Source organism: Methylobacterium tardum (assembly GCF_023546765.1).
In the GTDB taxonomy this organism is placed as follows: domain Bacteria; phylum Pseudomonadota; class Alphaproteobacteria; order Rhizobiales; family Beijerinckiaceae; genus Methylobacterium; species Methylobacterium tardum.
Map to the genome: position 1 here is coordinate 538,217 of NZ_CP097484.1, position 25,474 is coordinate 563,690.

Genomic DNA, 25,474 nt, shown 5'->3' on the forward strand with positions numbered 1-25,474 from the left:
GGCTCCTCGTCCATCGCGTCCGGCGCGATGTAGGGCGCGGTTGTCGGACCGCCGCTGTCAGTGAACCGTGGGATCCTCCGGCGCGGGCAGCGTGACCGCCTCGCTGAACGGAAATTCGAAGACCACCTCGCCCGCGGCATCGGCGACGACCAGGCAGGCCGCCATCAGCCGAGCCTGCTCTTGGGGGGAGCGTAGGGCGGCGCGGACCGTCGCGCGGGCCTTCTCCCAGGCCTCGTCCGGATCGCGCAGCTCGATCCCGGTGGGATCGGTGATCACGTCCTCGCCGATCTGGGTGTGGAAGAAGTAGCGTGGCATGGGCTTCGTCACCGGCTCAGAAGCGCGCCCTGACGGGTGCAGACCTCCCAAGTGGTGATCGACGCCGGCCGGAACAGCGCCCGCCATGATGGGCGCGTCCCCGACCGGTCGTTCAGCCGTTGGCGGCCTTCGGCTCCGGCGTGGAGGGAACGGGCCGGAGCGTCCGAACCTGAGCCGAGGCCGCCCCCGCGCGGTGATGCTTCTCCATGGTCATCAGCGGACGCAGCTCGGGCTCGGCGAAGTCCATCAGCTTGGCGTTGCGCCAGCGCGGCTTGCCAGCGCCGCGCCCGAACCAGCGCGGGCGCTCTTCCTCGGCGAGGAGGATGAGGCGGCCGGTCCAGGATTTCCGAAACCAGAAGCGTCCGGTCAGGCTCATGATCTGGTTCCCAGTACAGGTCGCGCGAAGCGACCGGATCGATCGCCTCCATTATCGCGCACCTCGATACCGGATTTCGATGACGGGATAGCGGTGAGGTCGACGGCTTAGAGGGTCGGCTACCACTATCCACAGGGAGGTGTCGCACGTGCCCCGCGTCCCGCTCAGCGCGCCAGATGGCGCACTGTCAGCGCCAGCACGACCAGCCAGACGATGCCCGTCAGGCCGTAGACGAAGCCGCGCAGCAGCGTCGCTTCCAGCGCTGCATGCCGCGCGTTCTGCGCCGGGTTCCGGTCCTCGGATTGCGCCGGGCGCTTGGTCCGGTGTGGCTCTGCCGGCGCCGCGCGCGGGGGTGGCGCGACGAGCAGGCGCGTCAGGCTTTCCGGGAGCGGTTTCTGGTTCAGCGGCACGGCGCCCGTGAGCCTACAGGGCGCGGGCTCACGGCGACAAGGCACCCTGACGTAAGCCGTCGCGATCGCAGCGTCGCTTGGCGTCTCGAAGCTTCCAAGTGCCGCAGGGAGCCAATGCCGAAGCTTCCGTGTTGAGGCAGACGGCGGCCGGACGCGGGCGCCGATCCAGCGCCGGGTCAGCGGCTTGAGGAGACTAGGCCGTTGCACCGTGCGTGGGGATTCATTTAGAGCTGTTCCAGGCAGGCAAGCTCTGCCTTCAGCGCTGCCGCGCCGGCGGCCAACAGGAGGAAATCCATGCGTTCACTCGTTCTCGGCGCCGTCCTTGCCGCCCTGATCCCGCTTTCGGCTCAGGCCCAGGAGGCCGGCGACGCGGCCGCCGGCGAGAAGGCGTTCGCCCCGTGCAAGGCGTGCCACAACTTCCAGAAGAACGGCGTGGGTCCGGACCTGAAGGGCGTCGTCGGCCGCAAGGCGGGCACCTATGAGGGCTACAACTACTCCGCCGCGCTGAAGAACTCCGGCCTGACCTGGGACGAGGCCACGCTCCACGAGTGGCTGAAGAACCCGAAGGCGAAGGTGCCGGGCACCAAGATGATCTTCCAGGGCTACCCCGACGACAAGAAGATCAACGACGTGATCGCCTACCTTAAGACGCAGTCCTGAGGTCGGACCGGCCGCGTGCCGAAACCCCGGGGCCGGCCTCAGGCCGCCCCGGGGCCTATTGGGATCGGCTATTCCGGAATCAGCCCGGTCTGAAGGCCGAGCCTGAGGGTCACGAGATCGTGCAGCAGGTTCTTGCGGCCCTGCATGTCGAGGCCGGTCAGGCCGCCCGCCTCGTCGGGAATGCAGGCGAGGACATCGCGCAGCGACTCGCCGGCCGGGGTCAGGAAGATGCTGACCTGCCGCTCGTCGACACGGTCGCGGGCGCGCCGCACGCGACCTGACGCTTCGAGGCGCTTGAGCAACGGCGTCAGCGTCCCCGAGTCGAGGAACAGGCGGTTGCCGATCTCCTTCACCGACAGGCCGTCCTGCTCCCACAGCACGAGCAGCACGAGATATTGCGGGTAGGTCAGCTCGTGGCGACCGAGGAGCGTGCGATACGCGCGGCCGAAGGCGTGCGCGGCGGCGTAGACCGCGAAGCACAGCTGGTTGTCGAGGCGCTGCCGGTCCTGCTGCGATGGCTGATCGATCGTCGCATGCCCCGCCGGGTTCGGCTCAGCGCCGCTCTGCGAAGCAGTCGGGCCTGACATCGGAATGGTCTCTCTCTGGTAAAGTCGGTCTCACATACCGGTATGGCGAAAGGCCACTCTTAGGCAGTTCGCCAAACCTGTACAATTGGTGCTGACGACAGAGCCGCGCGACATTCGCCGCGAAGTTGCGTTCAGCCGTCCATCAGCGGGTGCAGATCGCGTACCATCGCCTTCAGACGCTCATCGAGGACGTGCGTGTAGATCTGCGTCGTGGAGATGTCGGCGTGGCCGAGCAATTCCTGGACGATGCGCAGATCGGCGCCATTCTGCAGAAGGTGGCTTGCGAAGGCGTGGCGCAGCACGTGCGGGCTGACCCGATCGGGCCGCAACCCGGCCGCCAAAGCCGCCGCCTTGAGATCCCGGGCGAAGGCCTGCCGGGTCAGATGGCCGCTGTCGCTATCGGCGGGAAACAGCCAGGCGGACTCCTCCGGCACGGCCGCGAGATGGGCCGCCATGGCGGTGCGGGCCGCCTCCGTGAGGGGCACGAGGCGCTCCCGGCCGCCCTTTCCCTTGATGAAGAGGTAGCGCTCACGGCTCACCCCCGCGGTCCGGGGCAGGGCGACAAGCTCGGAGACGCGCAGGCCGGTCGCGTAGAGCAGTTCGAGCAGGCAGAGCATCCTGCGTGCCCGGCGGGCCCGGCCCGGTGGTTGCTCGGCGGCGACCGCCTCCTGCGCGGTGGCGAGCAGGCGGTCGACCTCCGCGACGGACAGGATCTTGGGCAGCACGCGGCCCCGACGCGGTCCCGAGACCGCGACGCTGGGGTCGGCCGAAGCGTCGCCCTCGGCGTACAGGAACTTGTGGAAACCGCGCACGCAGGACAGGCGCCGCGCCGCCGAGGACGCCTTCAATCCGCGGCTCTCGAGATCGATCAGGAAGGCCCTGAGTGTGCCGGCATCGACATCGGCCAGCGCGATGCCGGCCCGGTCGAGATAGCCGAGATAATCGTCGAGGTCGCGCCGGTACGCGGCCAGGGTGTTGCCGCTGGCGCCGCGCTCCGCCGCCAGCATGTCGAGATAATCGGCAGCCTCGGGGCAGGGCGCCCGGACGGCGTCCACACCGGCGTCGGCCTCGCTCAACGGTTGCCCGGCTGGAGCTTCGAGGCCGGGATGGTGACGGTCATCTCCCGCGGCGTCGGCTGGACGAAGTTCGCCAGCGTGAACATCGCCGCGAAGACGAGGCCCGCCAGGATCGCGAGGGTGGCAAAGAAACGAAGCAGGGTCGGCACGTCGGTCGAACCTCGGGCGGACGGGCGCGGACGGCGGGGGTCGGGGCAAGCGGAGGCCTGCTCCGAGTTGCCGCGGGTGCCGGGTTTCCATCACGCGAACAAGGCGCTGACAAGGCCCACAACGACACAGCGATGCGTTTCGCAGGGCGCTTGAATCGCGCTAAGAGCCTGCCGCAGGATGACAGCCCGTCCCGTGCCACGCGCCCGGGACCGTCGGGGAGGCGGGGACGCCACACGGATGCGGTGCAGCTTTCGATGAATGCGGAGGACGAGGTTGGTGAACCGATCGAGGCGCGTCTGCGCCGCGCGCTGGGCGTGCGCTCGATCGTGCTCGTCGGCCTGATGGGTGCGGGCAAGAGCACCGTCGGCCGACGCCTCGCGAGCCGTCTCGGCCTGATCTTCAAGGATGCCGATCACGAGATCGAGGCGGCCGCCGGCCTGACGATCCCCGATATTTTCGCGATCTACGGCGAGCCGAGCTTCCGCGACGGCGAGGAGCGCGTGATCTCGCGGCTGCTGCGGGCCGGCCCCCTGGTGCTGGCGACCGGCGGGGGCGCCTATCTGCGCGAGGCCACGCGCGTGCGCATCGCCGAATCGGCCGTGTCGGTCTGGCTGAAGGCCGATCTCGACGTGCTGATGCGCCGGGTGCGCAAGCGCGGGAACCGGCCGCTCCTCCAGACCGAGGATCCCGAGGGGACGATGCGCGACCTGATGGCGGTCCGCCACCCGGTCTATGCCGCGGCCGACGTGATGGTGATCTCCCGGGAAGTGTCGCACGACCGCGTCGTCCAGGACGTCCTGGAGGCGCTCGACGCGCATCTCAACGGCGAAGGCACAATCCATGTCGCCGCCCAGTAGGTTTGAGCGAGCCCGCCTGTGACCGAGCATTCCACCAATCCGGATCCGCTGACGGTCCACGTGCCGCTCGACGGGGGCCGCGCCTACGACATCCGGATCGGGCGCGGCCTGATCGACAGCGCCGGCCCGCAGGTGGCCGCCCTCGGGGGGCGCCGCGCCGCCATCGTCACGGATGAGAACGTCGGCGCGCTCTACGCCGAACGCCTGGCGGAGAGCCTGGAGCGGGCCGGCCTGCAGGCGGGCGTCGTGACGGTTGCGCCCGGCGAGGGGTCGAAATCCTACGCGGGCTACGCGCAGGTCTGCGACGGCCTGCTGGCCCTGAAGGTCGAGCGCGGCGACCTCGTCGTGGCCCTGGGCGGCGGCGTGGTCGGGGACCTCGCCGGCTTCGCGGCCGCGACCCTGCGGCGGGGCGTGCGCTTCGTGCAGGTGCCCACGAGCCTGCTCGCCCAGGTCGATTCCTCCGTCGGCGGCAAGACCGGCATCAACGCGCCGCTCGGCAAGAACCTGATCGGCGCCTTCCATCAGCCTCGCCTCGTTCTGGCGGATACGGCGGCCCTCGACACGTTGTCCGAGCGCGAGATGCGCGCCGGCTACGCCGAGGTCGCGAAATACGGGCTGATCGCCGATTCCGGCTTCTTCGACTGGTGCGAGGCCAACTGGCGCGGGATCTTCGCGGGCGGGCCGGAGCGCGAGGAAGCGGTCGCCGCCTGCTGCCGCGCCAAGGCCGCGGTGGTCACCCGGGACGAGCGTGAGGACGGCGAGCGGGCGCTGCTGAATCTCGGCCATACCTTCGGTCATGCCCTCGAGCGCCTGACCGGCTACGACCCGGCCCGGCTGGTCCACGGAGAGGGCGTAGCGATCGGGCTGGCGCTGGCCTTCCGGTTCTCGGCACGGCTCGGCCTCTGCGCCGGCCAGGACGCGGGCCGCGTGGCCAACCACCTCGCGCTCGCGGGCCTGCCGACCCGTCTTCAGGCGGTCCCCGGCGGGTGCGGTGATGCCGAGGCGATCCTCGACGCGATGGCTCAGGACAAGAAGGTCCGAGACGGGGTGCTGACCTTCATCCTCGCCCGCGGCATCGGCCAGAGCTTCATCGCACCGGGCGTGGACCGCGCGGAGGTGGCGGCGTTCCTGCGCGACGAACTCGCCGCGGCGCAGCGCGCCTGACGCCGTTCGGGGCGTGACCGGCCTTGCCTAACGCGGGTCGGCCCGCTATGAGCCTGCCTCACCCGGCGCGGCCAAACCCGCGCCGTTCACGGCCCTGATCCGGGCCTGGGCCGCAATAGCTCAGCTGGTAGAGCACCTCATTCGTAATGAGGGGGTCGGGGGTTCGAATCCCTCTTGCGGCACCATCACTTCGCTCTGCTTCCACGCACCGAGAACCGCACCGCCTACGAGGCTGCTTGGTCCAGCCTGCTGGCAGCGAAGGTGAGCGTCGCCGAATAGATTTCGCGGCCCGTCTCGTCCCGAACCAGCACCGAGACGGCTTGATTGTCACTGTCGACAGGCGTGATCCAGCCGGCGACATCCGGCAGGCTGGCGAGCACCTTCTCGCGGGCGGCTTCGAAATCCGCGCACTCGGTGCCCTCCTCGTCGGGGAGCAGCTCGCCATCATGGATGTCGAAGTAGAAACGAGGCATTCGCGAACGCCTTATTGCGTTATTGAACCGCGATCCGTCGAAAGCGAATCACATTCTACACATCGCGGCGAAACAAGGTAGTCTCGCGCAGGTGCGGCCGTTTGATCTCGTAGGCGCTGGACAGCGCGTCAGCGGGTCGAGCAAGCTCAGGTATTGGGCGGGACCTGCCGCCCGGGACATCCGCGTGTTCCGTCGCCATCAGACCGACGCCAGAACGGCCACGATGACCGCCACGCCGACAGCCAGCCAGGCGGCGTAGTCGCCGATCAGGCCGCTATGCAGGGCTTCGAGAGCGCGCGTCGGCGCCGATTGCGTCGCGCCGACCGATCGGACCACGAACGCCGGCAGCCTGTCACGGAACAGCCCGTAGGCCGCGCCGGCCAGCGCCGCCAGCACGGACATCCAGGGCAGCCAGCCCGGACCCTCGGCGACGGCATCGACAGCGGGGCGGTGCATGAAGGCCGACGCCGCCCGGGGCAGGGCATGCTCGATCAGGCTCGCCGGCAGTCCGACATCGAGGGCGAGCAGCGCGCAGCAGGGCGCCAGCATCAGCCACAGGGGGCGGTTGGCCTTCTCGCGCTCGTCCTCGCTGGGCGCCCCGGCCTCGTCGCCGGGATCCGGCCCGAGGCCGAGGAAGATGCGGCCTGCCGCCCGCAGGACCGCGGCGCCCGTCAGCGCTGCGCCGATGGCGCCGGCCGCCAGCGCAATCCCGTGGCCCTGCTGTGCCAGCGCCCCCTGGACGAGGCGCGTTCCCTGGTCGAGCACCCCGATCGGCAGGCCGCAGAGCAGCAGCCCGGCAAGCGCCATCGCGATCCCCGCCGGCCCGATGCCCCGTCCGAGGCCGCGCAAGGCGATCTCGTCGATGCTCGCCCGCGTGGCCAGCAGGATGCCGGCAATCATGAACAGGGCGCCCTTCACCAGCCCATGGCCGACCACGTAGACCAGCGTCCCGCCGGTGCCGTCCGCCGAGAGGGCGCCGATGCCGGTGAGCATGATCCCGGCATGGGAAATCGTCGAGAAGGCCAGCATCCGCTTGAGGTGGCGCTGCAGCAGCGCCATCCAGCCGCCGAGCAGAGCGGTGAAGCTGCCCAGCGCGGTCAGGAGCACCGGCAGCGCGTGCTGGACCTGATCGGAGCCCGCGAACACGACGGCGCTCACCTTCGCGAGGCCGAACAGCCCGAGCGAGACCATCGACCCGGAGAAGATCACCGAGACCGGACTCGGCGCCACGGCGTGGGCGTCGGCAAGCCAGAACTGGAACGGCACGATCGCGCCCTTGATCATCAGGGCCGCCGCGACGAGGCAGAAGGCTCCGGCCACCACCGGATCACGGCCGCCCCGCGCCACCGCGGCCGCGATCCCCTCGAAGTCGAGGGTCCCGGTCTGCGCGTAGATCAGTCCGATCCCGCCGAGCATCAGGAAGCCCGCGAGGCTGTTGATCACTGTGAAGTTGATGGCACCTGCGAGCGCCGACTCCTCCAGATGGTAGGCCGTTAGGGCGAAGGCGGCGACGCTCATCACCTCGAACCACACGAACAGATTGAACATGTCGCGGGTGAAGCAGAACCCGACCATGGCGGCCAGGAACAGCAGCATCAGGATCTGGAAGTGCCCGTGGGTGCGGCCGAAGAAGCCCCAGGCGAACACGAAGGTCAGCGCGTAGAGCAGGCCGATGAACGCCGCGACCCAGCCGCTGGCCTCGTCGACCGAGAAGCCGATCCCGAGATGGACACCGTCGCGCGGCTCCCAGCCCCCGAACCAGTAGACGAGGGGCCCGTCCGCGGCATGCGCGGCGATGATGGCGGACAGGAGCGCGACCCCGAGCGCCGCGAGCGTCGCCAGGATGTCGGGGAGGCGGCCCGGAAGCAGATGGGCGGTCGCCAGCATCGCCGCGCAGACGACGAGCGGGATCGCGACCGGCAGCGGCAGAAGAGCGGCGGGAAAGGCGGTCACGAAGCCGTCCGCTCCCCGTCCTTCACCTGGCTCGACCCCTGGCCGCGCCCGGACTTGCCGCCGGCGCGCATCGGCCGGAGCTTCTCCGGATCGAGGCTGCCGCCACGCTTGTAGGCCTGGATCGTCAGCACGAGCAGAAGCGCCGTGAGGGTCGCGCCGACCACGATGTCGGTGAGCACCAGCGCCTGCATCACCGGATCGACGGCGGGCGTGCCCGGCGGGTGGTCGTAGAAGATCGGCGCGATGCTGCCCCAACGATAGCCGAGACCCAGCAGGAGCACGTAGGTCGCCGACTGGCAGACGCCGAGGCAGCCCACGAGGTGGATGAAGTTGCGGCTGGTGGCGATGCCGTAGAGGCCGATTCCGAACAGCCACGCGGCGACCGCGTAGGGCAGCATGCTCACGCGGATTCCTCTCCGGACTCTTCGGGCGCGTCCGCCTCGCGGGTCTCCTCCATGAATTCGAGGAAGAGCTGGGTGAAGCCGCCCGCCACCGCCATCGCGACGCCGAGGTTCTCCACCAGCATCAGGCCGCCGGAGAACAGGTCGCGGAAGGTGCCGAGCGGCAGGACGTTCTGCATGAAGGCGGCGCCCATGAGCATCGGCGCCAGCCCGCACAGGGCGAAGAGCAGCGCGCCGCCGCCCTCCAGCGCGTCAAGCCAGTGGCTGCGCACGGCATCGCGCCAGCCGGCATAGCCCTCGCCGAGGTAGATCAGCAGGGTTCCCGAGGCGAGGATCACGCCGCCCTGGAAGCCGCCCCCGGGCGTGACGGTGGCGTGCAGCACCACGTAGAGGCCGAACAGGGCGGTGAGGGGTCCGGCGATCCGGCAGGCGAGCACCACGGCCTCGGAGCGCGGGATCACGGCGCGGCCGGGCCGGCGCATGGCGCGGCCGGTCTGGCCCTCGCCGCGACGGCCACGCAGCAGGACGACCGTCCCGGTGATGGCGGCCAGCAGCATGAATTCCTCGCCGAGGGTGTCGAGGCCGCGCAGGTCGAAGTTGATCGCGCTCACCATGTTGGCGACGTGCCGCGCCTCCGGGGTGATCGCGTTGATGCGTTCGCCGTACCGGGCGATGGTTTCACCGAAGGGCGGCAGCCCGGCGATGACCTCGGCGGCCCCGGGCAGCAGGATCAGGCCCGCCAGCGCGAGCAGCGCGATGCGAACGCGCGGGCTCACGACTTCTCCTCGGGTGGCTGCGTGCGCACGGCCATCAGCGCCACGAGGAAGAGCAGCGGCACCGCCGCCGAGCCGACCGCCAGTTCCGACAGGGCGACGTCAGGGGCCTGGAGGGCGTCGAACAGGATCGTGAGAACCAGTCCGTTGACCGCGATCGCGAAGATCTGTCGGGCGGGGTCGCGCACCAGGACCACCGCGGTGCCGGACGCGGCGGTCAGCAGGAACAGCAGCGGCAAGATCACCGTCATGCCGAGCGGCCCTCGCGCATCAGCACGGCTCGGCCGGACACGTGCGAGAGCACCGCGGCCCAGGCGAGAAACACCACCATCATCACCAAGATCTTCAGGGAGCGCCCGGAGAAGCCGTCGGCCAGGAAGGCCGCTACCGTAACGAGCCCCGAGGCCGCGACATTGAGGAAGCTGAGCGCGTGCAGCCGGTCGAGGGCCCGGGGCAGGCGCCACAGGACGAGGGCCGCGAGCCACGTCACCGCCACCGCGAGAGCCAGCAGCACCCCGATCGCGACGTTCATATCCAGCGCTCCAGGAAGACCCCGAACAGCATCGTGCCCGGCAGGTTGAGCAGGACCAGCGTGAGGGCGAGGTCGGTGATCGAGGCTTGATCGGTGGCGAAGGCCATGAGCGTCAGGATCAGCACCGTGACGCTGCCGGTGAGCTGATAGGCGGCGAAGCGCTGGCCGGGCCGTCCGCGCCACGCCAGCGCCGCGCTGAGGAGGAGCGGCGGCAGCAGCGCCAGGATGGCGGCCGTCCAGAGGTTCATCGCGCGTCGTTCTCCAGGGCATGGGTCGCCACGGTGCCGTGCTCCCGGTCGAGGGTGAGCACGTAGCTGTCCGGGGCCAGCGAGGCGGCCAGCAGCCCGACGGCCCGCGTGGCCGGAGCCGTGTCTCCCTCCGGCGTGGCCCAGGCCACCTCGGACGCGCTGCGCTCCCGCGTCGCTCCGCCACCGGCGCGCCCGAGCGCGGCTTTAAGCAGGTGGAGCCCGACCTTGGCGGTCTGGCGGGGCATGTCGCGGATGGCCGGACCGAGCGGCCGGAGCGTGTCCCGGCCGAAATGGAAGCGTATGCCGCCGCGCCGCCCGACGCCCCACCACCAGAGCGTCGCCAGGCTGGCACAGCCGAGAGCGGCCATGCCCTCGTTCACGCTCACGGAACCGGCGAAGACCATGTAGGTGAGGACCAGCGCGATCCAGATCGCGACGCCGTCACGCGTCGACCGCCTCCTGAGTCCGCTGATCGGTCCTGCTCGCATCGATCCTGACCGGAACGCGTCGTGGGAGCGTGGCCATACGCCCGATCCGACCGAAACGTGGCACGGAGCGGAGCCGTTCCCGGAACCCGGGGACACGCCTTCGTGTAAGCACAGCGCGGCGCAAGGCGGTTCCGCGGGCGAGGGCGCATCATGAAGGCCGAGATCCTCAGCATCTGCTTCGTCCACGAGGGATGGAGCCGTTTCGGCCTCGCGCAGGTGCGCCTCGCCGACGGCGCCGTGGTCGAGCGGGAGATCGAGGATCACGGTAACTCGGTCGGGATCCTGCCCTACGACCCCGAGCGGAAGGTCGCCACGCTCGTGCGCGAGCTGCGGGTGCCGCCGCTGTTCGCGGCCGGGGAGCAGGTCCAGCTGGAGGCCCCAGCCGGCCTGATCGGCGACGGCAGCCCGGAAGAGAACGCCCGCCGCGAGGTGCTCGAGGAGGTCGGCCTGCGCCTGCAAGGCCTGGAATTCGTCGGCGCCACCTATTCCTGCGCGAGCCTCACAACCGAGAAGATCCACCTCTACCTCGCGCCTTACGGCCGGGCGGACCGGGCGGAGGCGGGCGGCGGTGCCGCGGGCGAGCACGAGAACATCCGGGTCGTCGAGATGCCACTCGCCGAGCTCGCCGCCCTGGCCGACCGGGCCGAGATCACCGACCTGAAGACGCTCACCCTGGTCCTGGCGCTGCGCGCGCGCCATCCGGAGCTGTTCCGGGCGTGAGAATCCGCTATCGCGTACTCGCTCGGGGGTTGCTGACTGCCGTGGTGCTGGCCGGGGTTGCGTGGATCGCCTTCCACCTGCGCTGACCGCCCGCAACGCAAACGTTCCAGGGATCGATGGCATGAGCGAAGACGCCGGACACGCAGAGCCGCACGGGCTCGACCGCGGCCTGACCAATTACGGCGACCGTGACTTCGCCCGCTACCTGCGCCGCTCCTTCGCCCGCTCGATGGGCATCTCGGTCGGCCTGCTGAACAAGCCGGTCGTCGGCATCGCCATGACGCCCTCGGGCTTCAACAACTGCCACCGAGGCATGCCCGAGCTGGTGGAGGCGGTCTCGCGCGGCGTGCTGGCGGCCGGCGCCCTGCCGCGGCCGTTCCCGACCGTGTCGCTCGGCGAGGTTTTCCTCAACCCGACCAGCATGATGTACCGCAACCTGATGGCCATGGACACGGAGGAGATGATCCAGGCCCAGCCGATGGACGCGGTCGTGCTGATCGGCGGCTGCGACAAGACCGTGCCGGCCCAGCTCATGGGTGCGGCCTCCGCCGACCTCCCGGCGATCCAGCTCGTCACCGGTCCGATGTCCACCGGCCGGCACCGGGGCCAGCGGCTCGGCGCCTGCACGGATTGCCGGGGCTTCTGGGCGAAGTACCGGGCCGGCACGGTCGACGCGGAGGAGATCGCCGAGGTCGAGGGACGGCTCTCCGTCACCGCCGGCACCTGCGCGGTGATGGGCACGGCCTCGACCATGGCGTGCATCGCCGAGGCGCTCGGCATGTCGTTGCCGGGCACGGCGGCGATCCCGGCGGTGCATTCCGACCGGCTGGTCGCCGCCGAGGAGACCGGACGGGCCGCGGTGCGCCTGATCCAGTCGAAGATCGCGCCGTCGCAGGTCATCACCGAGAAGTCGGTCGAGAACGCCATCCGGGTGCTGATGGCGGTCTCGGGCTCGACCAACGCGATCGTGCACCTCACGGCGGTTGCGGGGCGGCTGGGCATCCGGATCCCCTACGCGCGCTTCAACCAGATCTCCGACGAGACGCCGGTGCTGGTCGATCTGAAGCCCGTGGGCGAGGGCTACATGGAGGATTTCCACGCCGCCGGCGGCATGGGCGCGCTGCTGCGCGAGCTGCGGCCGCTCCTGCATCTCGACACCGTGGACGTGGAGGGCCGCACCCTCGCCGAGCGGCTGGACGAGCCGGCCGGCTGGGTCGATCGCGCGGTGATCCGCCCCTTCGACAACCCGGTCTCGCCGGTCGGGGGGCTGGTCGCCCTCACCGGCAACCTCGCCCCCGAGGGCGCGATCTTCAAGCGCGCGGCGGCGACCCCGGAGCTGTTCGAATCCGAGGGGCGGGCCGTGGTGTTCACCGGCCTCGAGGACCTGAGCCGGCGGATCGACGATCCCGACCTCGACGTGGCGCCGGGCGACGTGCTGGTCCTGCAGAATGCCGGCCCGCACGCCGCCGGCATGCCGGAGGCCGGCTACCTGCCGATCCCGAAGAAGCTGGCCCGGGCCGGCGTGAAGGACATGGTGCGCATCTCCGACGCGCGGATGTCCGGCACGGCCTTCGGGTCGATCGTGCTGCACATCGCCCCCGAGGCCGCCATCGGTGGGCCGCTCGCCGCGGTGCGCGACGGCGACCGGATCAAGCTGTCGATCCGCGACAAGCGGATCGACCTGCTTGTCGAGCCCGACGAGATCGCCCGGCGGCTGGCCGACCACCGGCCGCCGCCTGCCCCGACCCGGGGCTACAAGGCCCTCTACCGGCGCACCGTCACGCAGGCGCCGGAAGGCTGCGATTTCGACTTCCTGACGGCGGAGGGCAGTCCGGGCTGATCGGCACGCTTGATCGCGGGCAGGTGCGGGCCCATCGTCCGAGCGAGACTCGGGAGATCACCGGATGACGCGCGCCTGCATCGTGGGCTGGGCCCACACCCCGTTCGGCAAGCTCGAGGAGCCCGACGTCGAGGGGCTGATCGCCCGCGTCTCGGGCGAGGCGCTGGCCCATGCCGGCGTCGAGGAAGCCCAGGTCGACGGCATCTACGTGGGCTCGATGAACACCGGCTTCTCGAAGCAGGGTTTCGAGGGCTCCCTCGTCGCCGTGAACCGGCCGGGGCTGGCCCACGCGCCGGCGACCCACCTGGAGAATGCCTGCGCCACCGGCTCGGCGGCGCTCTACGCAGCCCTCGACTTCGCCGACAGCGGCCGGGGCCGCGTGGCCCTGGTGATCGGCGCCGAGAAGATGACGGCCAAGACCGTGGCCGAGACCGGCGACATCCTGCTCGGCGCCTCCTACCGGAAGGAGGAGGCGGACATCGAGGGCGGCTTCGCGGGCGTCTTCGGCCGGATCGCGGCGGGCTACTTCCAGCGCTACGGCGACCGCAGCGAGGAGCTGGCCCGGATCGCCGCCAAGAACCACCGCAACGGCGTCGGCAATCCCTACGCGCAACTGCGCAAGGATCTCGGCTTCGAGTTCTGCAACCGGGTTTCGGACAAGAACCCCTACGTGGCGGCGCCCCTGCGGCGCACCGACTGTTCGCTGATTTCGGACGGGGCGGCCGCTTTGGTGGTGGCCGATGCCGAGACCGCCGAGACCCTTGAGCGGGCGATCGGCTTCCGCGCCCGGGCGCACGTCAACGACATCCTGCCCCTGTCCCGCCGCGACCCGACGGAGTTCAAGGCGGCGCGCATGGCCTGGGACAAGGCGCGGGCCCAGGCCGGGATCGGCAACGACGACCTCTCCTTCGTGGAGACGCACGACTGCTTCACCATCGCCGAGCTGATCGAGTACGAGGCGATGGGCCTCGCCGCCCCGGGCGAGGGTTTTCGCGTGGTGCGCGAGGGGCTGGCCGAGAAGGGCGGCCGGCTGCCGATCAACCCGTCCGGCGGCCTGAAGGCCAAGGGCCATCCGGTGGGCGCCACCGGCGTGTCGATGCACGTGATGGCCTGCCTGCAGCTCATGGGCGAGGCCGGCGAGATGCAGGTGCCCGGCGCGGAACTCGCCGGGATCTTCAACATGGGCGGCGCGGCGGTGGCCAATTACGTGTCGATCTTGGAGCGGCGCCGCTGAGGCCATTCCGGTTGCGACCGCGCTCCGCCCGCTGTGGCCGTCCTTGCGAGCGAAGCGAAGCAATCCAGCGGCGCCACTTTGATCGAGATCGCGCGGCTCTGGGCCGCTTCGCTACGCTCGCGATGACGGATTAGAGGAGGCGGTCCAGCGCCTGCTTGAGATCGGCGATCAGGTCGGCCTCGTTCTCCAGCCCGATCGACAGCCGGACGGTCTCAGGTCCCACCAGTGCAGCGGCCTTCTCGTGCTCCGGCAGTTGCCGGTGCGTGGTCGAGGACGGGTGAATCGCCAGCGACTTGATCTCGCCGATATTCACGAGGTGCGAGATCAGCTCCAGCCCGGCGATGAAGTCCAGCGCCGCCGGCTCGCCGCCCTTGAGCGCGAAGGTGAAGATCGAGCCCGGACCGTCCGGCGTGTAGCGCCGGGCGAGATCCTCCCAGGTTGCCCCGGCAGCAGCGGGTAGCTGACCCACGCCACCGCCGGGTGGTCCTTCAGGAAGGCCGCGACGGCCCGCGCATTGGCGCAGTGCCGCTCCATGCGCAGGAGTAGCGTCTCGATGCCCATCAGCGTCAGGAACGCGTTCATCGGCGACAGCCCGGGCCCGAGATCGCGCAGGCCGAAGAACCGGCAGGCCGCCGCGAACGGCGTCTCCGGGAAGGCCTGCGTGAGGACCAGCCCGTCGTAATCCGGCCAGGGCTCGGTGATCAGGTTGTACCCGCCGGCCTTCGTCCAATCGAACGTGCCGGCATCGCAGATCACGCCGCCGATGGTCTGACCGGAGCCGCTCAGAAACTTCGAGGTGGAGTGCCAGACGATGTCGGCGCCGTGCTCGATCGGTCGGATCAGGGCCGGGGAGGCCAGGGTGTTGTCCACGACGAGCGGTAGATTGTGACGGCGGGCCACCGCGGCGATCCCCTTGAGATCCACCACCGAGGCGCACGGGTTCACGATCGACTCGCAGAAGATGGCCCGGCAGTCCGGCGTGATCGCCGCCTCGAAGTCCTCCGGCGCCATGCCGCGGGCGAAGCGGGGCTTCAGGTTGTAGCGCCCGTCAAGACGCCGCATCAGGCCCAGCGACCCACCGAACAGGCGCGGGGACGCGACATAGGCGTCACCGCTACGCATCAGCGTCATCAGCACGAGCTGCATGGCGGATTGTCCGGAGGACACCGCGACCCCTGCCTTGGCGCCCTCTAGGTCGGCGATGCGCCGCTCCAGCGCGGCAACGGTGGGATTGGAGCCGCGGGAATACGAGAACCCGGTCCGGCGCCCGGCAAAGATGTCCGCCGCCTGTTCGGTCGAGTCGAAGACGAAGCCGTTGGTGAAGTAGATCGGTTGGACCCGCGCGCCGGTGGCGGGGTCCGGCGCCGCCCCGGCATGGATGGCCCGGGTCGCGAAACGGTGCGGTCGGTTCTTGTCCGTCATGGCTCTCGGTCGGGTTCTCGGTGTCCGGACCGCGGGTGAACCCGAGCAGATCGGTCGGTCACGCCGCGCGGCTGATGAAGGCCTGCAGGGTCCGGACCAGGGTCGTCGGCTCGTAGGGCTTCGGGATGAACCGCGCGCCCTCCGGCATGTCGTTGGGCCCAGGGGTGCCCATGCCCGACACCACCAGCACCGGAATCGACGGCCAGCGATGCGCCACGAGGCGCGCGAGCGCGAAGCCGTCCATCGAGCCCTGCGGCATGTCGACATCCGTCATCAGGACGCCGACGTCGTCGCGGTTCTCCAGCACCTTGAGGGCTTTGTCGGCGTGGCTCGCCTCCACCACGGTGAAGCCGGCATCCGCCAGGGTGTCCGAGGCCTCCATCAGCAGGAGGCCGTCATCTTCCACCAGAAGCACCACGGGATGATCGGACGGGCTTTCTGACATCGAACCTGCGGAGGTGAGTCTCAAATTCCGAAGCCCGCGCCGTATTCCTCCGGGGCTCCCCCGTCAAGGCGCGGGGCCCGGCTGCGTCAGGCTGCCTCTTCCCGCTTACCGAGGCGTTTATCGAGATAGGTATCCACCGTCTGGGTCAGCTCCTCGACCTTTCCGTCGAAGAAGTGGTTGGCGCCTTCGACCATCTGGTGCTCGATGATGACGCCCTTCTGGGTCTTCACCTTCTCGATCACCGGCATGACCTCGCGCGCGGGCGCGACCCGGTCCTCGGAACCGTGCACGAACAGGCCCGAGGACGGGCAGGGCGCCAGGAAGGTGAAGTCGTAGCGGTTCGCCATCGCGGCGATGGAGATGAAGCCCTCGATCTCCGGCCGGCGCATCAGCAGCTGCATGCCGATCCACGAGCCGAACGACACGCCGGCGATCCAGCAGGACTTCGCCTCCGGATTGACCGACTGCACCCAGTCGAGCGCGGCGGCCGCGTCCGACAGCTCACCGGTCCCGTGGTCGAACGAGCCCTGGCTCCGTCCGACCCCGCGAAAATTGAAGCGCAGGGCCGCGAAGCCGCGATTGGCGAACGTGTAGAAGAGGTTGTACACGATCTGATTGTTCATCGTACCCCCGAACTGGGGATGCGGATGAAGAATGATTGCGATCGGCGCTCCGCGCTTCTTGGGAGCTTGGTAGCGGCCTTCCAGGCGGCCAGCCGGGCCGGTGAAGATGACTTCGGGCATCGCTCGTCTCTCACTCTCGAGAAACCGCGCCAGCGTTCGGCCCCATGGCGCAGCAGCCTTGACTCGTCGCGCGTCCACCATAAAAGCAGTCTTAGAACAGTTCTAGGCGATTAGAACTGTTCTAAAGAAGCCGTCCGATGCGTCGCGATGGCTGCCACGCCGATCGAGCTTGGTCGGCGGTATCTCAGTCTCTCGGCGCGCCTTAGCACGGCGAGCCGGTGCGCGTGCAAGGAATTGTGACGCGCCGCAGCAGGGGTTTCAACGGAACGCGGATGAGCCGGGCACGCGCCTATCTCGACTACAACGCCACCGCGCCGGTCCGTCCGGCCGTCGTGGAAGCCGTCGCGCGCGCGTTAGCCCTTCCCGGCAACCCGTCCTCGATCCATGCGGAAGGGCGTGCGGCCCGGGCCGCTCTGGAAGCCGCGCGCGCCCAGGTCGCCGCGCTCGTGAACGCGCGGCCCGAGCAGGTGATCTTCACGAGCGGCGGGACCGAGGCGGCGAACGCCGCACTGTCCGGCGCCCTGCGCCGTGACGGTCAGCCAGCCCCGACCCGCCTTCTTCACACGGCGACGGAGCATCCCGCGTGGCCGCAGGCCATCGATTCGCGGACGCGGCAGTGGACCAGTTGCCGGTGACCCGGGATGGCTTGATCGACCTCGCCGCCCTGGAGGTACGCCTCGCCGATCTGGCGGGGGAGCGTGTGCTTCTGTCGGTCCATGCGGCCAACAACGAGACCGGCGCCGTGCAGCCGCTGTCCGACGTCGTCGCCTTGGCGCGGGCGCATGGCCGGACGCTTGTTCACAGCGATGCCGTGCAGGCGGCCGGCAAGATTCCCCTCGATATGGCGGCGCTCGGCCTCGATGCGATCACCCTGTCGGGCCACAAATTCGCGGCCCCGAAGGGCGTCGGCGTCCTGGTGCTGGCCGACGGCGTGACCCTGGAGAGCGCTTTCCTGCGCGGCGGCGGCCAGGAGCGCCGGCAGCGCTGCGGCACCGAGTGCCTGCCGGCGATCGTCGGCATGGGGGAGGCGGCCCGGATCGCGCGCGACACTCTCAACGGGGAGGCCGCCCGCCTCTCGGCGCTTCGCGACCGGATCGAGGCCGGCGTGCGAGCGCTGGCGCCCGACGCCGTGGTGTTCGCCGCCGGTGCCCCGCGCCTGCCCAACACCCTGAGTTTCTCGGTCCCGGGGCTCGACGCGCCCTCGGCCCTGATCGCCCTCGATCTCGCCGGCGTGGCGGTGTCGTCGGGCTCGGCCTGCTCGTCGGGCAAGGTCGCGCGCTCGGCGACGCTCATGGCGATGGGCGTGGATTCGATCTCGCCGGGGGCGCTGCGCGTCAGTCTCGGCTGGAACACGGTGGACGAGGAGGTGGCATGCTTCCTCGACGCCTTCGAACGGGCCTTGCAGCCCCTATATAGACGGCGAGGACAGGCGGCCTGAGCGCCGCATCCCCGCTATCCGACAGACGCTTCCCGGTCCTTGACGCCGGCGATGCCTAGGAGACGCTGATGCCTGCTGTGCAGGAAACCATTGACCGGGTCCGCTCGATCGACCTCGACCAGTACAAGTACGGGTTCGAGACCACCATCGAGATGGAGAAGTCCGAGAAGGGCATCTCCGAGGACGTCGTCCGCTTCATCTCGGCCAAGAAGAACGAGCCCGCGTGGCTGCTGGAGTGGCGCCTCGACGCCTACCGGCGCTGGCTGACCATGAAGGAGCCGGAGTGGGCCCGCGTCGCCTACGACAAGGTCAATTACAACGACATCTACTACTACGCGGCGCCCAAGCGCCCGGCGGCGATGTCGCTCGACGAGATCGACCCCGAGATCCTGAAGACCTACGAGAAGCTGGGCATCCCGCTGCGCGAGGTCGAGGTGCTGGAGGGCATCGCCCCCGAGCGCCGCGTCGCGGTCGACGCCGTGTTCGACTCGGTCTCGGTGGCCACCACCTTCAAGAAGGAACTCTCGAAGGCCGGCGTGATCTTCATGCCGATCTCCGAGGCGGTGCAGGAATATCCCGAGCTGGTGCAGAAGTACCTCGGCTCGGTGGTGCCGGCGACCGACAACTTCTTCGCGACGCTGAACTCGGCCGTGTTCTCGGACGGGTCGTTCGTCTACATCCCGCCGGGCGTGCGCTGCCCGATGGAGCTGTCGACCTATTTCCGCATCAACGAGCGCGACACCGGCCAGTTCGAGCGCACGCTGATCATCGCCGACAAGGGCTCCTACGTCTCGTATCTCGAGGGCTGCACCGCCCCCAAGCGCGACGATAACCAGCTCCACGCCGCGGTGGTCGAGCTGGTCGCCCTGGATGATGCCGAGATCAAGTACTCGACCGTCCAGAATTGGTACCCGGGTGACAACGAGGGCAAGGGCGGGATCTACAACTTCGTGACCAAGCGCGGCGACTGCCGCGGCGCCCGCTCGAAGATCTCGTGGACGCAGGTCGAGACCGGCTCGGCGATCACCTGGAAGTATCCGTCCTGCATCCTGCGCGGCGACGATTCCCGCGGCGAGTTCTACTCGATCGCGGTGTCGAACGGCATGCAGCAGGTCGATTCCGGCACCAAGATGATCCATCTCGGCAAGAACACGACGAGCCGGATCATCTCGAAGGGCATCTCGGCCGGCCGCTCGCAGAACACCTACCGGGGTCTCGTCTCGGCGCACCGGAAGGCCTCGAACGCCCGGAACTTCACGAACTGCGACTCTCTGCTGATCGGCGACCAGTGCGGCGCGCACACCGTGCCCTACATCGAGTCGAAGAACGCCTCGGCCGTGTTCGAGCACGAGGCGACGACCTCGAAGATCTCCGAGGAGCAGAAGTTCTACTGCCAGCAGCGCGGCCTCTCCGAGGAGGAGGCGACCGCGCTTATCGTCAACGGCTTCGTCCGGGACGTGCTGCAGCAGCTGCCCATGGAGTTCGCCGTCGAGGCTCAGAAGCTGATCTCGATCAGCCTGGAAGGCTCGGTGGGCTGAGGGCCCTCAACGGGTGTGTGCATCCTCCCCCCCCTTGCGGGGAGGGGCAGGGGTGGGGGTGGTGCCGGATAAAGTGCGGCGCTGCCTTCTGCTCCACCCCCATCTCCGGCTCCTTCCCGCGAGGGGGAGGAGAGCGCGTCGCGCTTCGTCACGCCAGGGTGCGTGAGCAGCGAGGCCTCGGGGGCAGGGGACAATCAGCGAATTCGAACAGGACTACCAAGACATGCTGGAAATCAAGAACCTCGTCGTGCAGATCGAGGACAACCGCATCCTGAACGGCCTGAACCTGACCGTGAACGACGGCGAGGTCGCGGCGATCATGGGGCCGAACGGCTCGGGCAAGTCGACCCTGTCGTACGTCATCGCCGGCAAGGAGGACTATGAAGTCCTCGACGGCGAGATCCTGCTCGACGGGCAGAACGTGCTGGAGATGGCCGCCGACGAGCGCGCCGCCGCCGGCGTGTTCCTGGCGTTCCAGTACCCGCTGGAGATCCCCGGCGTCGGCACCATGACCTTCCTAAAGGCCTGCCTGAATGCGCAGCGCAAGACGCGCGGCGAGGCCGAGCTGTCGACCCCCGACTTCATCCGGGCGGTGAACGGCGCGGCCGACAAGCTCGAGATCAACAAGGAGATGCTCAAGCGCGCCCTCAACGTCGGTTTCTCCGGCGGCGAGAAGAAGCGCATGGAGATCCTCCAAATGGCGCTGCTGCAGCCGAAGTTCTGCGTGCTCGACGAGACCGATTCCGGCCTCGACATCGACGCCCTGCGCATCGTCTCCGAGGGCGTGAATGCGCTCCGCGACCAGGGCCGCTCGTTCCTCGTCATCACCCACTACCAGCGGCTGCTCAACCACATCGTGCCCGACACCGTGCACGTCATGTCGAAGGGGCAGATCGTGAAGACCGGCGGCAAGGAGCTCGCCCTCGAGCTCGAGGCCTCCGGCTACGCCGAGTACCGCACCAGCGAGGCCGCCTGAACCATGGCCGACGTCACCAACCTCCGCTCCCGCCGAGGCCGGCCTGTCGAAGCTGTTCGAGTCGGCCCGCCAGAGCTTCGCCAGCGACGCGACGATCGCCCGCGAGGAGGCGTTCCGCTTCTTCGAGGCGACCGGCCTGCCGAGCCGCCGGGTCGAGGCGTTCAAGTATACGGACCTGCGCGCCGCCATCACCGAGGCGGCCCCCCCGGCCGAGGCGCCGAGCCTTGAGGCCGCCAAGGCCGCCGTGGCGCAGGCCACCGGCTTCGGCGGGATCGAGGCCGCGCGCCTGACCTTCGTGAACGGCCATCTCGTCCGCGAGCTGTCCGACCTCGACAGCCTGCCGGACGGCGTCCGCGTCGTGCCGCTCAACGAGGCGCTGACCCAGGGCGACACCGCCCTGAAGCAGCTCGCTCCGGTGCCCCAGGCGCGCGAGAACCCGGTCTACCAGCTGAACACCGCCTTCCTGGCGGACGGCGCAGTCATCGCGGTCGCCCCCGGCGCGAAGCCGGTCCGGCCGGTCCATCTCCGCTTCGTCGGCTCGGGCGACGCGCCGTTCTCGACGGCCACGCGCGTCCTCGTGCAACTCGGCGAAGGAGCGGAATTCGCCCTTCTGGAGAGCCATGAAGGTCCGGACGGCCTCACCTGTCAGCCGAACGACGCCCTCGACGTGGTGGTCGGCCCGCGGGCCGTCTTCCGGCATACCCGCCTCAACAAGGAGGGCGACGCCACGATCGCGCTCTCGACCCTGTCGTTGAAGGTCGAGGCCGAGGGTCAGGTCGAGACCGTGAACCTCGTGACCGGGGCGGTGCTGTCGCGCCACCAGATCTACGTCCACGTCGCCGGCGACGACACCAACGTCGTGGTGAACGGTGCGGCGATGCTGCGGAACGGCCAGCTCGCCGATTCGACGCTGCTCGCCGACCACGCCGCGGTCGGCGGCGTCGGCCGCGAGCAGTTCAAGTGGATCATCGACGGCGACGCCACGGGCGTGTTCCAGGGCAAGATCATCGTCCGCCAGGTCGCCCAGAAGACCGACGGCAAGATGAAGTCCGACTGCCTCCTCCTCACCGACGAGGGGCAGATGATGAACAAGCCGGAGCTGGAGATCTTCGCCGACGACGTTGCGTGCGGCCACGGGGCCACCTGCGGCGCACCGGACCCGGACCTGCTGTTCTACCTGATGGCCCGCGGCCTGCCGCGTCCCGTCGCGGAGAGCCTGCTGGTCCAGGCCTTCGTGGGCGAGGCTGTCGAGTCCGTCACGCACGAGGGCGCCCGCGCGGCGCTGATCGGCGAGATCGAGGCCTGGCTGAGGGCGCGGGGCTAGCGTCCACATTTCGCGACGCACTCTCCTCCCCCTTGTGGGGAGGAGCCGGAGTTGGGGGTGGTGCAGAAGGCACCGCGGCGCTCGATCCTGAACCACCCCCACCCCTGCCCCCTCCCCGCAAGGGGGAGGGGACTCCGTCCTTCCGGAAGGAGGGCGCTCTGTGAGTGAGAAGCGATGAACGCACCCGTCCTCACCCCCACCTACGATGTCGAGGTGATCCGGAAGGATTTTCCGATCCTGAGCCAGCAGGTCTATGGCAAACCGCTCGTCTACCTGGACAACGCCGCCTCGGCGCAGAAGCCGCGTCAGGTGATCGACGCCATGGTCTCCTGCATGGAGACCGGCTATGCCAACGTCCATCGCGGCCTGCACTACATGGCGAACGCCGCCACCGAGGGGTTCGAGGGCGCCCGCGAAACGACGCGCCAGTTCCTCAACGCCGCCTCGACCGACGAGATCATCTTCACCCGCAACGCCACCGAGGCCTACAACCTCGTGGCCTCGTCGATGGGCTGGGCCGGTCTGATCGGGGAGGGGGACGAGATCATCCTCTCGATCATGGAGCATCACTCCAACATCGTGCCCTGGCACTTCCTGCGCGAGCGCCGCGGCGCCGTGATCAAGTGGGCACCGGTGGACGACGACGGCAACTTCCTGGTCGAGGAGTACGAGAAGCTGTTCTCGCCCCGGACCAAGATGGTGGCGATCACCCACATGTCGAACGTGCTGGGCACCGTGACCCCCGCCGCGGAGATCGTCCGCATCGCCCATGCCCACGGCGTGCCGGTCCTGCTCGACGGTGCGCAGAGCGCGGTGCATCAACCGGTCGACGTGCAGGCGCTCGACTGCGACTTCTTCGTCTTCACCGGCCACAAGGTCTACGGCCCCACCGGGATCGGCGTGCTCTACGGCAAGAAGGAATGGCTGGAGCGTCTGCCGCCCTATCAGGGCGGCGGCGAGATGATCCGTACGGTGAGCGAGGACGCGATCACCTACAACGATCCGCCGCACCGGTTCGAGGCCGGCACCCCGGCCATCATCGAGGCGGTCGGCCTCGGCGCGGCGCTCGAATACATGATGACTCTCGGACGCGAGGCGATCGCCGCCCACGAGGCGAAGCTCACGGCCTACGCGCAGCAGCGGCTCGGGGCGATGAACGCGCTGCGGCTGATCGGCACCGCCCCGGGCAAGGGCGGCGTGATCGCCTTCGAGATGAAGGGGGCGCATGCCCACGACATCGCCACCGTGATCGACCGACAGGGCGTCGCGGTGCGGGCCGGGACCCACTGCGCCATGCCGCTGCTCAAGCGTTTCGGCGTGACCTCGACCTGCCGCGCCTCGTTCGGCCTCTACAACACGACGGCCGAGATCGATGCCCTTGCCGAGGCGCTTGGCAGGGCGGAAATGCTGTTTACCTGATAGTCTGGTTGAAGCTGGTCCCGCCCGCGCGGGCCCGCGGAGAGTGAAGCGATGACCACCGACGCCACCATCACCGGCGGCATGAATGCCCCCGCAGTCGCCGCAGCTTCGGCGATCCCGCCGGCGGAACTGGACCGCCTGACGGACGACATCGTCGCGGCGCTGAAGAGCGTCTACGATCCGGAGATTCCGGCCGACATCTACGAGCTCGGCCTGATCTACAAGGTCGACATCGACGACGACCGCAAGGTCGCCATCGACATGACGCTCACGGCGCCGGGCTGCCCGGTGGCGGGCGAGATGCCCGGCTGGGTCGAGAACGCCGTAGGCGCCGTGCCGGGTGTCCAGTCGTGTTCGGTGACGATGGTGTTCGATCCGCCGTGGGATCAGAGCCGCATGTCGGACGAGGCGCGCGTCGCCCTCGACATGTGGTAGGCCGGCCTGGGGGATCCGACGGCCCGGGTGGAGATCCTCGATGTCGGCGAGGGCGAGCCGGGCCGCGATCTCTGGAAGATCGCTGGGGACGAGCGTGGTCTCATAGGGCTCGGCCTCCGGGGCGTCGCCCGGGCGCATGTCCAGCGCGATGCGAAGACGCCGCGCTTCTTCAAGCAGGAGGCAGCGGCTGATCGACCAGGCTACGGCCCTGACGGACCGATGAGCGTCGAGATTCGCCTCGCGCAAGTCGAGCCAGCTGAAACGGAAAGTGTCGTGGCCGTGTAATAGGAGGCAGGACTGAATCAGTCCCACGTGCGCACTGACACGTCCACGATCGCCTACGGCAATCTACGTAGCCGTTAAGGCCGCGGTAACCATGCCCGCGCAGATCGGATCGGCCGCCTTCGTTGCGGTCTCCCTCGGCACGGTTGGTGAAAGCGGATGGCTTCGGGCTACGTCGTCGCGGCATTCCTGGAAATGGCCGGACTCATCGGCCTCGTGATCGCGGCCATCAGAATGCGGGCGGAACGACGGGCGAAGGCCGCCGAGCTCCGCGGGTTCCTCCGCTCCGGACAGAGCTCATCCTCCAATCTCGGCGTCGTAGAACCGCGCCGGACGGCCCTGTTCGGTCCGCGCCTGAGCGCCATCCCGGTCGTGCCGAGCCGCGGTCACGCCAGACCGCAACGGGACTCCGCCGCCCGCTCGGCTCTCGGCCGCGCAATCATCCGTACCGCTCACAGGGTCAGCCCCGATCTCACCGCCCCCATCAGCGCAGGATGATGTCGAGCCCGCTGCCGCACAGGACGACGGCGCTGAGCGTGAACATGAACTTCAGATCTTCGAAGCGGGCGCTCATGATCTATCCTCTCGCGTTCGTCGGCTTCGTCGCCGCTCGATGAAAGATTATCAGCGCATTAACGGATTTTCCGCGAGTCCTTTCAGCTTCCGTTAGGGATTTACGAGCGGTTTCCATTCAGTAAGGTTAGCCGTTCGTTAATTGCGCCCGGCGCCGACAAACCGTTCTCGATGCCGCCGAGGCTCGCCGAAGCGCAGCGGGGCACCGGCGCCCACCCTCCGGAGGTACGCTCCTCATGCTGCAGCAACGGACGGGTCCGGTCCGGCGCGCGGTCGACTGGATGTTCCGCGACCGCACCACCGGCACGATCACCATTGCGCAATGGCCGAACCTGCCGCTTTGGCTTTTCGGCGGCCTCAGCGTGGGCGCGTGGCTGGGTCGGGATTCCGAAGCGCTCGCCTCTCGGTTGTCGTTCGCCGCAGACGTCGCTTTAACCTGGTGGGCGCTCGACGAGCTGGTGCGCGGCGTCAATCCCTGGCGGAGGCTGCTCGGTGCAGCGACGCTCGCTGGCCTCGTGATCCTGATCACGCTTCGGCGAGCAGCATAGGCCGGGCTTGATCCAATCGCGCTACTGACAATTGTACATCTTCAAGCTCCTATCCGATCTGCACTCAGTCGAGT

The 25,474-nt window shown here is 69.2% G+C and carries 28 protein-coding genes, 1 tRNA gene and 3 pseudogenes; 15 read left to right on the forward strand and 17 right to left on the reverse strand.

Annotation, left to right across the window (positions count from 1 at the left end; genetic code table 11):
• Positions 1–57: 57 nt before the first annotated feature.
• From M6G65_RS02550 to M6G65_RS02560, 3 genes are all read right to left on the reverse strand, one after another.
• On the reverse strand, positions 58–315 hold the full coding sequence (locus M6G65_RS02550; RefSeq protein ID WP_238196516.1) for a DUF6894 family protein: 258 nt from the start codon (positions 313–315) through the stop codon (positions 58–60).
• A gap of 112 nt (positions 316–427) precedes the next feature.
• Positions 428–691 carry a hypothetical protein gene (locus M6G65_RS02555; RefSeq protein WP_250103533.1) on the reverse strand — a complete coding sequence of 88 codons (264 nt, stop codon included), beginning with the start codon at positions 689–691 and terminating at the stop codon, positions 428–430.
• 164 nt (positions 692–855) lie between these two features.
• Positions 856–1,101, reverse strand: coding sequence for a hypothetical protein (locus M6G65_RS02560; RefSeq protein ID WP_238196515.1), 246 nt, complete (start codon positions 1,099–1,101; stop codon positions 856–858).
• A 294-nt stretch (positions 1,102–1,395) separates the two neighbouring features.
• On the opposite strand from M6G65_RS02560, the gene M6G65_RS02565 reads away from it, so the two are divergent.
• Positions 1,396–1,761: a c-type cytochrome gene (locus M6G65_RS02565; protein ID WP_192708574.1), complete on the forward strand. Its 366-nt coding sequence runs from the start codon at positions 1,396–1,398 to the stop codon at positions 1,759–1,761.
• Positions 1,762–1,829: 68 nt separating this feature from the next.
• On the opposite strand, the gene M6G65_RS02570 is transcribed toward M6G65_RS02565, so the two are convergent.
• The 3 genes from M6G65_RS02570 to M6G65_RS02580 all read right to left on the reverse strand — a co-directional run bounded on the left by M6G65_RS02570 (position 1,830) and on the right by M6G65_RS02580 (position 3,573).
• Positions 1,830–2,348 carry a MarR family winged helix-turn-helix transcriptional regulator gene (locus tag M6G65_RS02570; RefSeq protein ID WP_238196514.1) on the reverse strand — a complete coding sequence of 173 codons (519 nt, stop codon included), beginning with the start codon at positions 2,346–2,348 and terminating at the stop codon, positions 1,830–1,832.
• Positions 2,349–2,479: 131 nt separating this feature from the next.
• Complete coding sequence (locus M6G65_RS02575) at positions 2,480–3,355, reverse strand: tyrosine recombinase (protein ID WP_238196597.1); 876 nt, start codon at positions 3,353–3,355, stop codon at positions 2,480–2,482.
• A 65-nt stretch (positions 3,356–3,420) separates the two neighbouring features.
• A complete protein-coding gene (locus tag M6G65_RS02580; protein ID WP_192708576.1) occupies positions 3,421–3,573 on the reverse strand; it encodes a histidine kinase in 153 nt (50 codons plus the stop codon).
• Positions 3,574–3,828: 255 nt separating this feature from the next.
• Here M6G65_RS02580 and M6G65_RS02585 point away from each other — a divergent pair, with 255 nt between their 5' ends.
• From M6G65_RS02585 to M6G65_RS02595, 3 genes are all read left to right on the forward strand, one after another.
• Complete coding sequence (locus tag M6G65_RS02585; protein WP_192708791.1) at positions 3,829–4,431, forward strand: shikimate kinase; 603 nt, start codon at positions 3,829–3,831, stop codon at positions 4,429–4,431.
• Positions 4,432–4,449: 18 nt separating this feature from the next.
• The gene (gene aroB, locus M6G65_RS02590; protein WP_238196512.1) at positions 4,450–5,595 is read left to right on the forward strand and encodes a 3-dehydroquinate synthase; all 1,146 of its coding nucleotides are present in this window, start codon (positions 4,450–4,452) and stop codon (positions 5,593–5,595) included.
• A gap of 109 nt (positions 5,596–5,704) precedes the next feature.
• A tRNA-Thr gene (locus tag M6G65_RS02595) sits at positions 5,705–5,780 on the forward strand.
• Positions 5,781–5,819: 39 nt separating this feature from the next.
• Here the strand turns inward: M6G65_RS02595 and M6G65_RS02600 are convergent.
• The 8 genes from M6G65_RS02600 to M6G65_RS02635 all read right to left on the reverse strand — a co-directional run bounded on the left by M6G65_RS02600 (position 5,820) and on the right by M6G65_RS02635 (position 10,463).
• A complete protein-coding gene (locus tag M6G65_RS02600) occupies positions 5,820–6,068 on the reverse strand; it encodes a DUF6894 family protein (RefSeq protein ID WP_238196511.1) in 249 nt (82 codons plus the stop codon).
• A gap of 198 nt (positions 6,069–6,266) precedes the next feature.
• Entirely contained in the window at positions 6,267–8,021 is a 1,755-nt protein-coding gene (locus M6G65_RS02605) for a complex I subunit 5 family protein (protein WP_238196510.1), read from the reverse strand.
• Positions 8,018–8,419, reverse strand: a complete 402-nt coding sequence (locus tag M6G65_RS02610; protein WP_238196596.1) for a sodium:proton antiporter — start codon at positions 8,417–8,419, stop codon at positions 8,018–8,020. The genes M6G65_RS02605 and M6G65_RS02610 overlap by 4 nt, the downstream gene beginning before the upstream one ends.
• Before the next feature lie 2 nt (positions 8,420–8,421).
• The gene (locus tag M6G65_RS02615; RefSeq protein WP_238196509.1) at positions 8,422–9,198 is read right to left on the reverse strand and encodes an MnhB domain-containing protein; all 777 of its coding nucleotides are present in this window, start codon (positions 9,196–9,198) and stop codon (positions 8,422–8,424) included.
• The gene (locus tag M6G65_RS02620; protein ID WP_238196508.1) at positions 9,195–9,446 is read right to left on the reverse strand and encodes a Na(+)/H(+) antiporter subunit B; all 252 of its coding nucleotides are present in this window, start codon (positions 9,444–9,446) and stop codon (positions 9,195–9,197) included. The genes M6G65_RS02615 and M6G65_RS02620 overlap by 4 nt, the downstream gene beginning before the upstream one ends.
• Positions 9,443–9,727: a monovalent cation/H(+) antiporter subunit G gene (locus M6G65_RS02625; protein WP_238196507.1), complete on the reverse strand. Its 285-nt coding sequence runs from the start codon at positions 9,725–9,727 to the stop codon at positions 9,443–9,445. Before M6G65_RS02625 ends, M6G65_RS02620 begins: the two co-directional genes overlap by 4 nt.
• Positions 9,724–9,975, reverse strand: coding sequence for a monovalent cation/H+ antiporter complex subunit F (locus M6G65_RS02630; protein ID WP_238196506.1), 252 nt, complete (start codon positions 9,973–9,975; stop codon positions 9,724–9,726). The genes M6G65_RS02625 and M6G65_RS02630 overlap by 4 nt, the downstream gene beginning before the upstream one ends.
• On the reverse strand, positions 9,972–10,463 hold the full coding sequence (locus M6G65_RS02635) for a hypothetical protein (protein WP_238196505.1): 492 nt from the start codon (positions 10,461–10,463) through the stop codon (positions 9,972–9,974). The genes M6G65_RS02630 and M6G65_RS02635 overlap by 4 nt, the downstream gene beginning before the upstream one ends.
• A gap of 150 nt (positions 10,464–10,613) precedes the next feature.
• On the opposite strand from M6G65_RS02635, the gene M6G65_RS02640 reads away from it, so the two are divergent.
• The 3 genes from M6G65_RS02640 to M6G65_RS02650 all read left to right on the forward strand — a co-directional run bounded on the left by M6G65_RS02640 (position 10,614) and on the right by M6G65_RS02650 (position 14,257).
• Positions 10,614–11,183, forward strand: coding sequence for an NUDIX domain-containing protein (locus M6G65_RS02640; RefSeq protein ID WP_250103534.1), 570 nt, complete (start codon positions 10,614–10,616; stop codon positions 11,181–11,183).
• Between the two features lie 121 nt (positions 11,184–11,304).
• A complete protein-coding gene (locus M6G65_RS02645) occupies positions 11,305–13,023 on the forward strand; it encodes an IlvD/Edd family dehydratase (protein WP_238196503.1) in 1,719 nt (572 codons plus the stop codon).
• 64 nt (positions 13,024–13,087) lie between these two features.
• Positions 13,088–14,257, forward strand: coding sequence for an acetyl-CoA acetyltransferase (locus M6G65_RS02650; RefSeq protein ID WP_250103535.1), 1,170 nt, complete (start codon positions 13,088–13,090; stop codon positions 14,255–14,257).
• Between the two features lie 130 nt (positions 14,258–14,387).
• On the opposite strand, the pseudogene M6G65_RS02655 reads toward M6G65_RS02650, so the two are convergent.
• From M6G65_RS02655 to M6G65_RS02665, 3 genes and pseudogenes are all read right to left on the reverse strand, one after another.
• Positions 14,388–15,679: pseudogene (locus tag M6G65_RS02655) on the reverse strand (O-acetylhomoserine aminocarboxypropyltransferase/cysteine synthase family protein).
• Between the two features lie 58 nt (positions 15,680–15,737).
• Positions 15,738–16,124, reverse strand: a complete 387-nt coding sequence (locus tag M6G65_RS02660; protein ID WP_192708590.1) for a response regulator — start codon at positions 16,122–16,124, stop codon at positions 15,738–15,740.
• An 86-nt stretch (positions 16,125–16,210) separates the two neighbouring features.
• Positions 16,211–16,867 carry an alpha/beta hydrolase gene (locus M6G65_RS02665; protein WP_192708591.1) on the reverse strand — a complete coding sequence of 219 codons (657 nt, stop codon included), beginning with the start codon at positions 16,865–16,867 and terminating at the stop codon, positions 16,211–16,213.
• Positions 16,868–17,139: 272 nt separating this feature from the next.
• On the opposite strand from M6G65_RS02665, the pseudogene M6G65_RS02670 reads away from it, so the two are divergent.
• The 8 genes and pseudogenes from M6G65_RS02670 (at position 17,140) to M6G65_RS02705 (ending at position 25,400) form a co-directional block, all read left to right on the forward strand.
• A pseudogene (locus tag M6G65_RS02670) lies at positions 17,140–18,305 on the forward strand (cysteine desulfurase family protein).
• Positions 18,306–18,373: 68 nt separating this feature from the next.
• Positions 18,374–19,843 carry a Fe-S cluster assembly protein SufB gene (sufB, locus tag M6G65_RS02675; RefSeq protein ID WP_238196499.1) on the forward strand — a complete coding sequence of 490 codons (1,470 nt, stop codon included), beginning with the start codon at positions 18,374–18,376 and terminating at the stop codon, positions 19,841–19,843.
• A 223-nt stretch (positions 19,844–20,066) separates the two neighbouring features.
• Positions 20,067–20,819: a Fe-S cluster assembly ATPase SufC gene (gene sufC, locus M6G65_RS02680; RefSeq protein WP_238196498.1), complete on the forward strand. Its 753-nt coding sequence runs from the start codon at positions 20,067–20,069 to the stop codon at positions 20,817–20,819.
• A 3-nt stretch (positions 20,820–20,822) separates the two neighbouring features.
• Positions 20,823–22,143: pseudogene (locus tag M6G65_RS02685) on the forward strand (SufB/SufD family protein).
• A gap of 174 nt (positions 22,144–22,317) precedes the next feature.
• A complete protein-coding gene (locus M6G65_RS02690) occupies positions 22,318–23,562 on the forward strand; it encodes a cysteine desulfurase (protein WP_238196496.1) in 1,245 nt (414 codons plus the stop codon).
• 51 nt (positions 23,563–23,613) lie between these two features.
• On the forward strand, positions 23,614–23,997 hold the full coding sequence (locus tag M6G65_RS02695; protein ID WP_192708597.1) for an SUF system Fe-S cluster assembly protein: 384 nt from the start codon (positions 23,614–23,616) through the stop codon (positions 23,995–23,997).
• Between the two features lie 27 nt (positions 23,998–24,024).
• Positions 24,025–24,282, forward strand: a complete 258-nt coding sequence (locus M6G65_RS02700) for a hypothetical protein (protein WP_238196495.1) — start codon at positions 24,025–24,027, stop codon at positions 24,280–24,282.
• 806 nt (positions 24,283–25,088) lie between these two features.
• Complete coding sequence (locus M6G65_RS02705) at positions 25,089–25,400, forward strand: hypothetical protein (RefSeq protein ID WP_238196494.1); 312 nt, start codon at positions 25,089–25,091, stop codon at positions 25,398–25,400.
• Positions 25,401–25,474 lie beyond the last annotated feature (74 nt).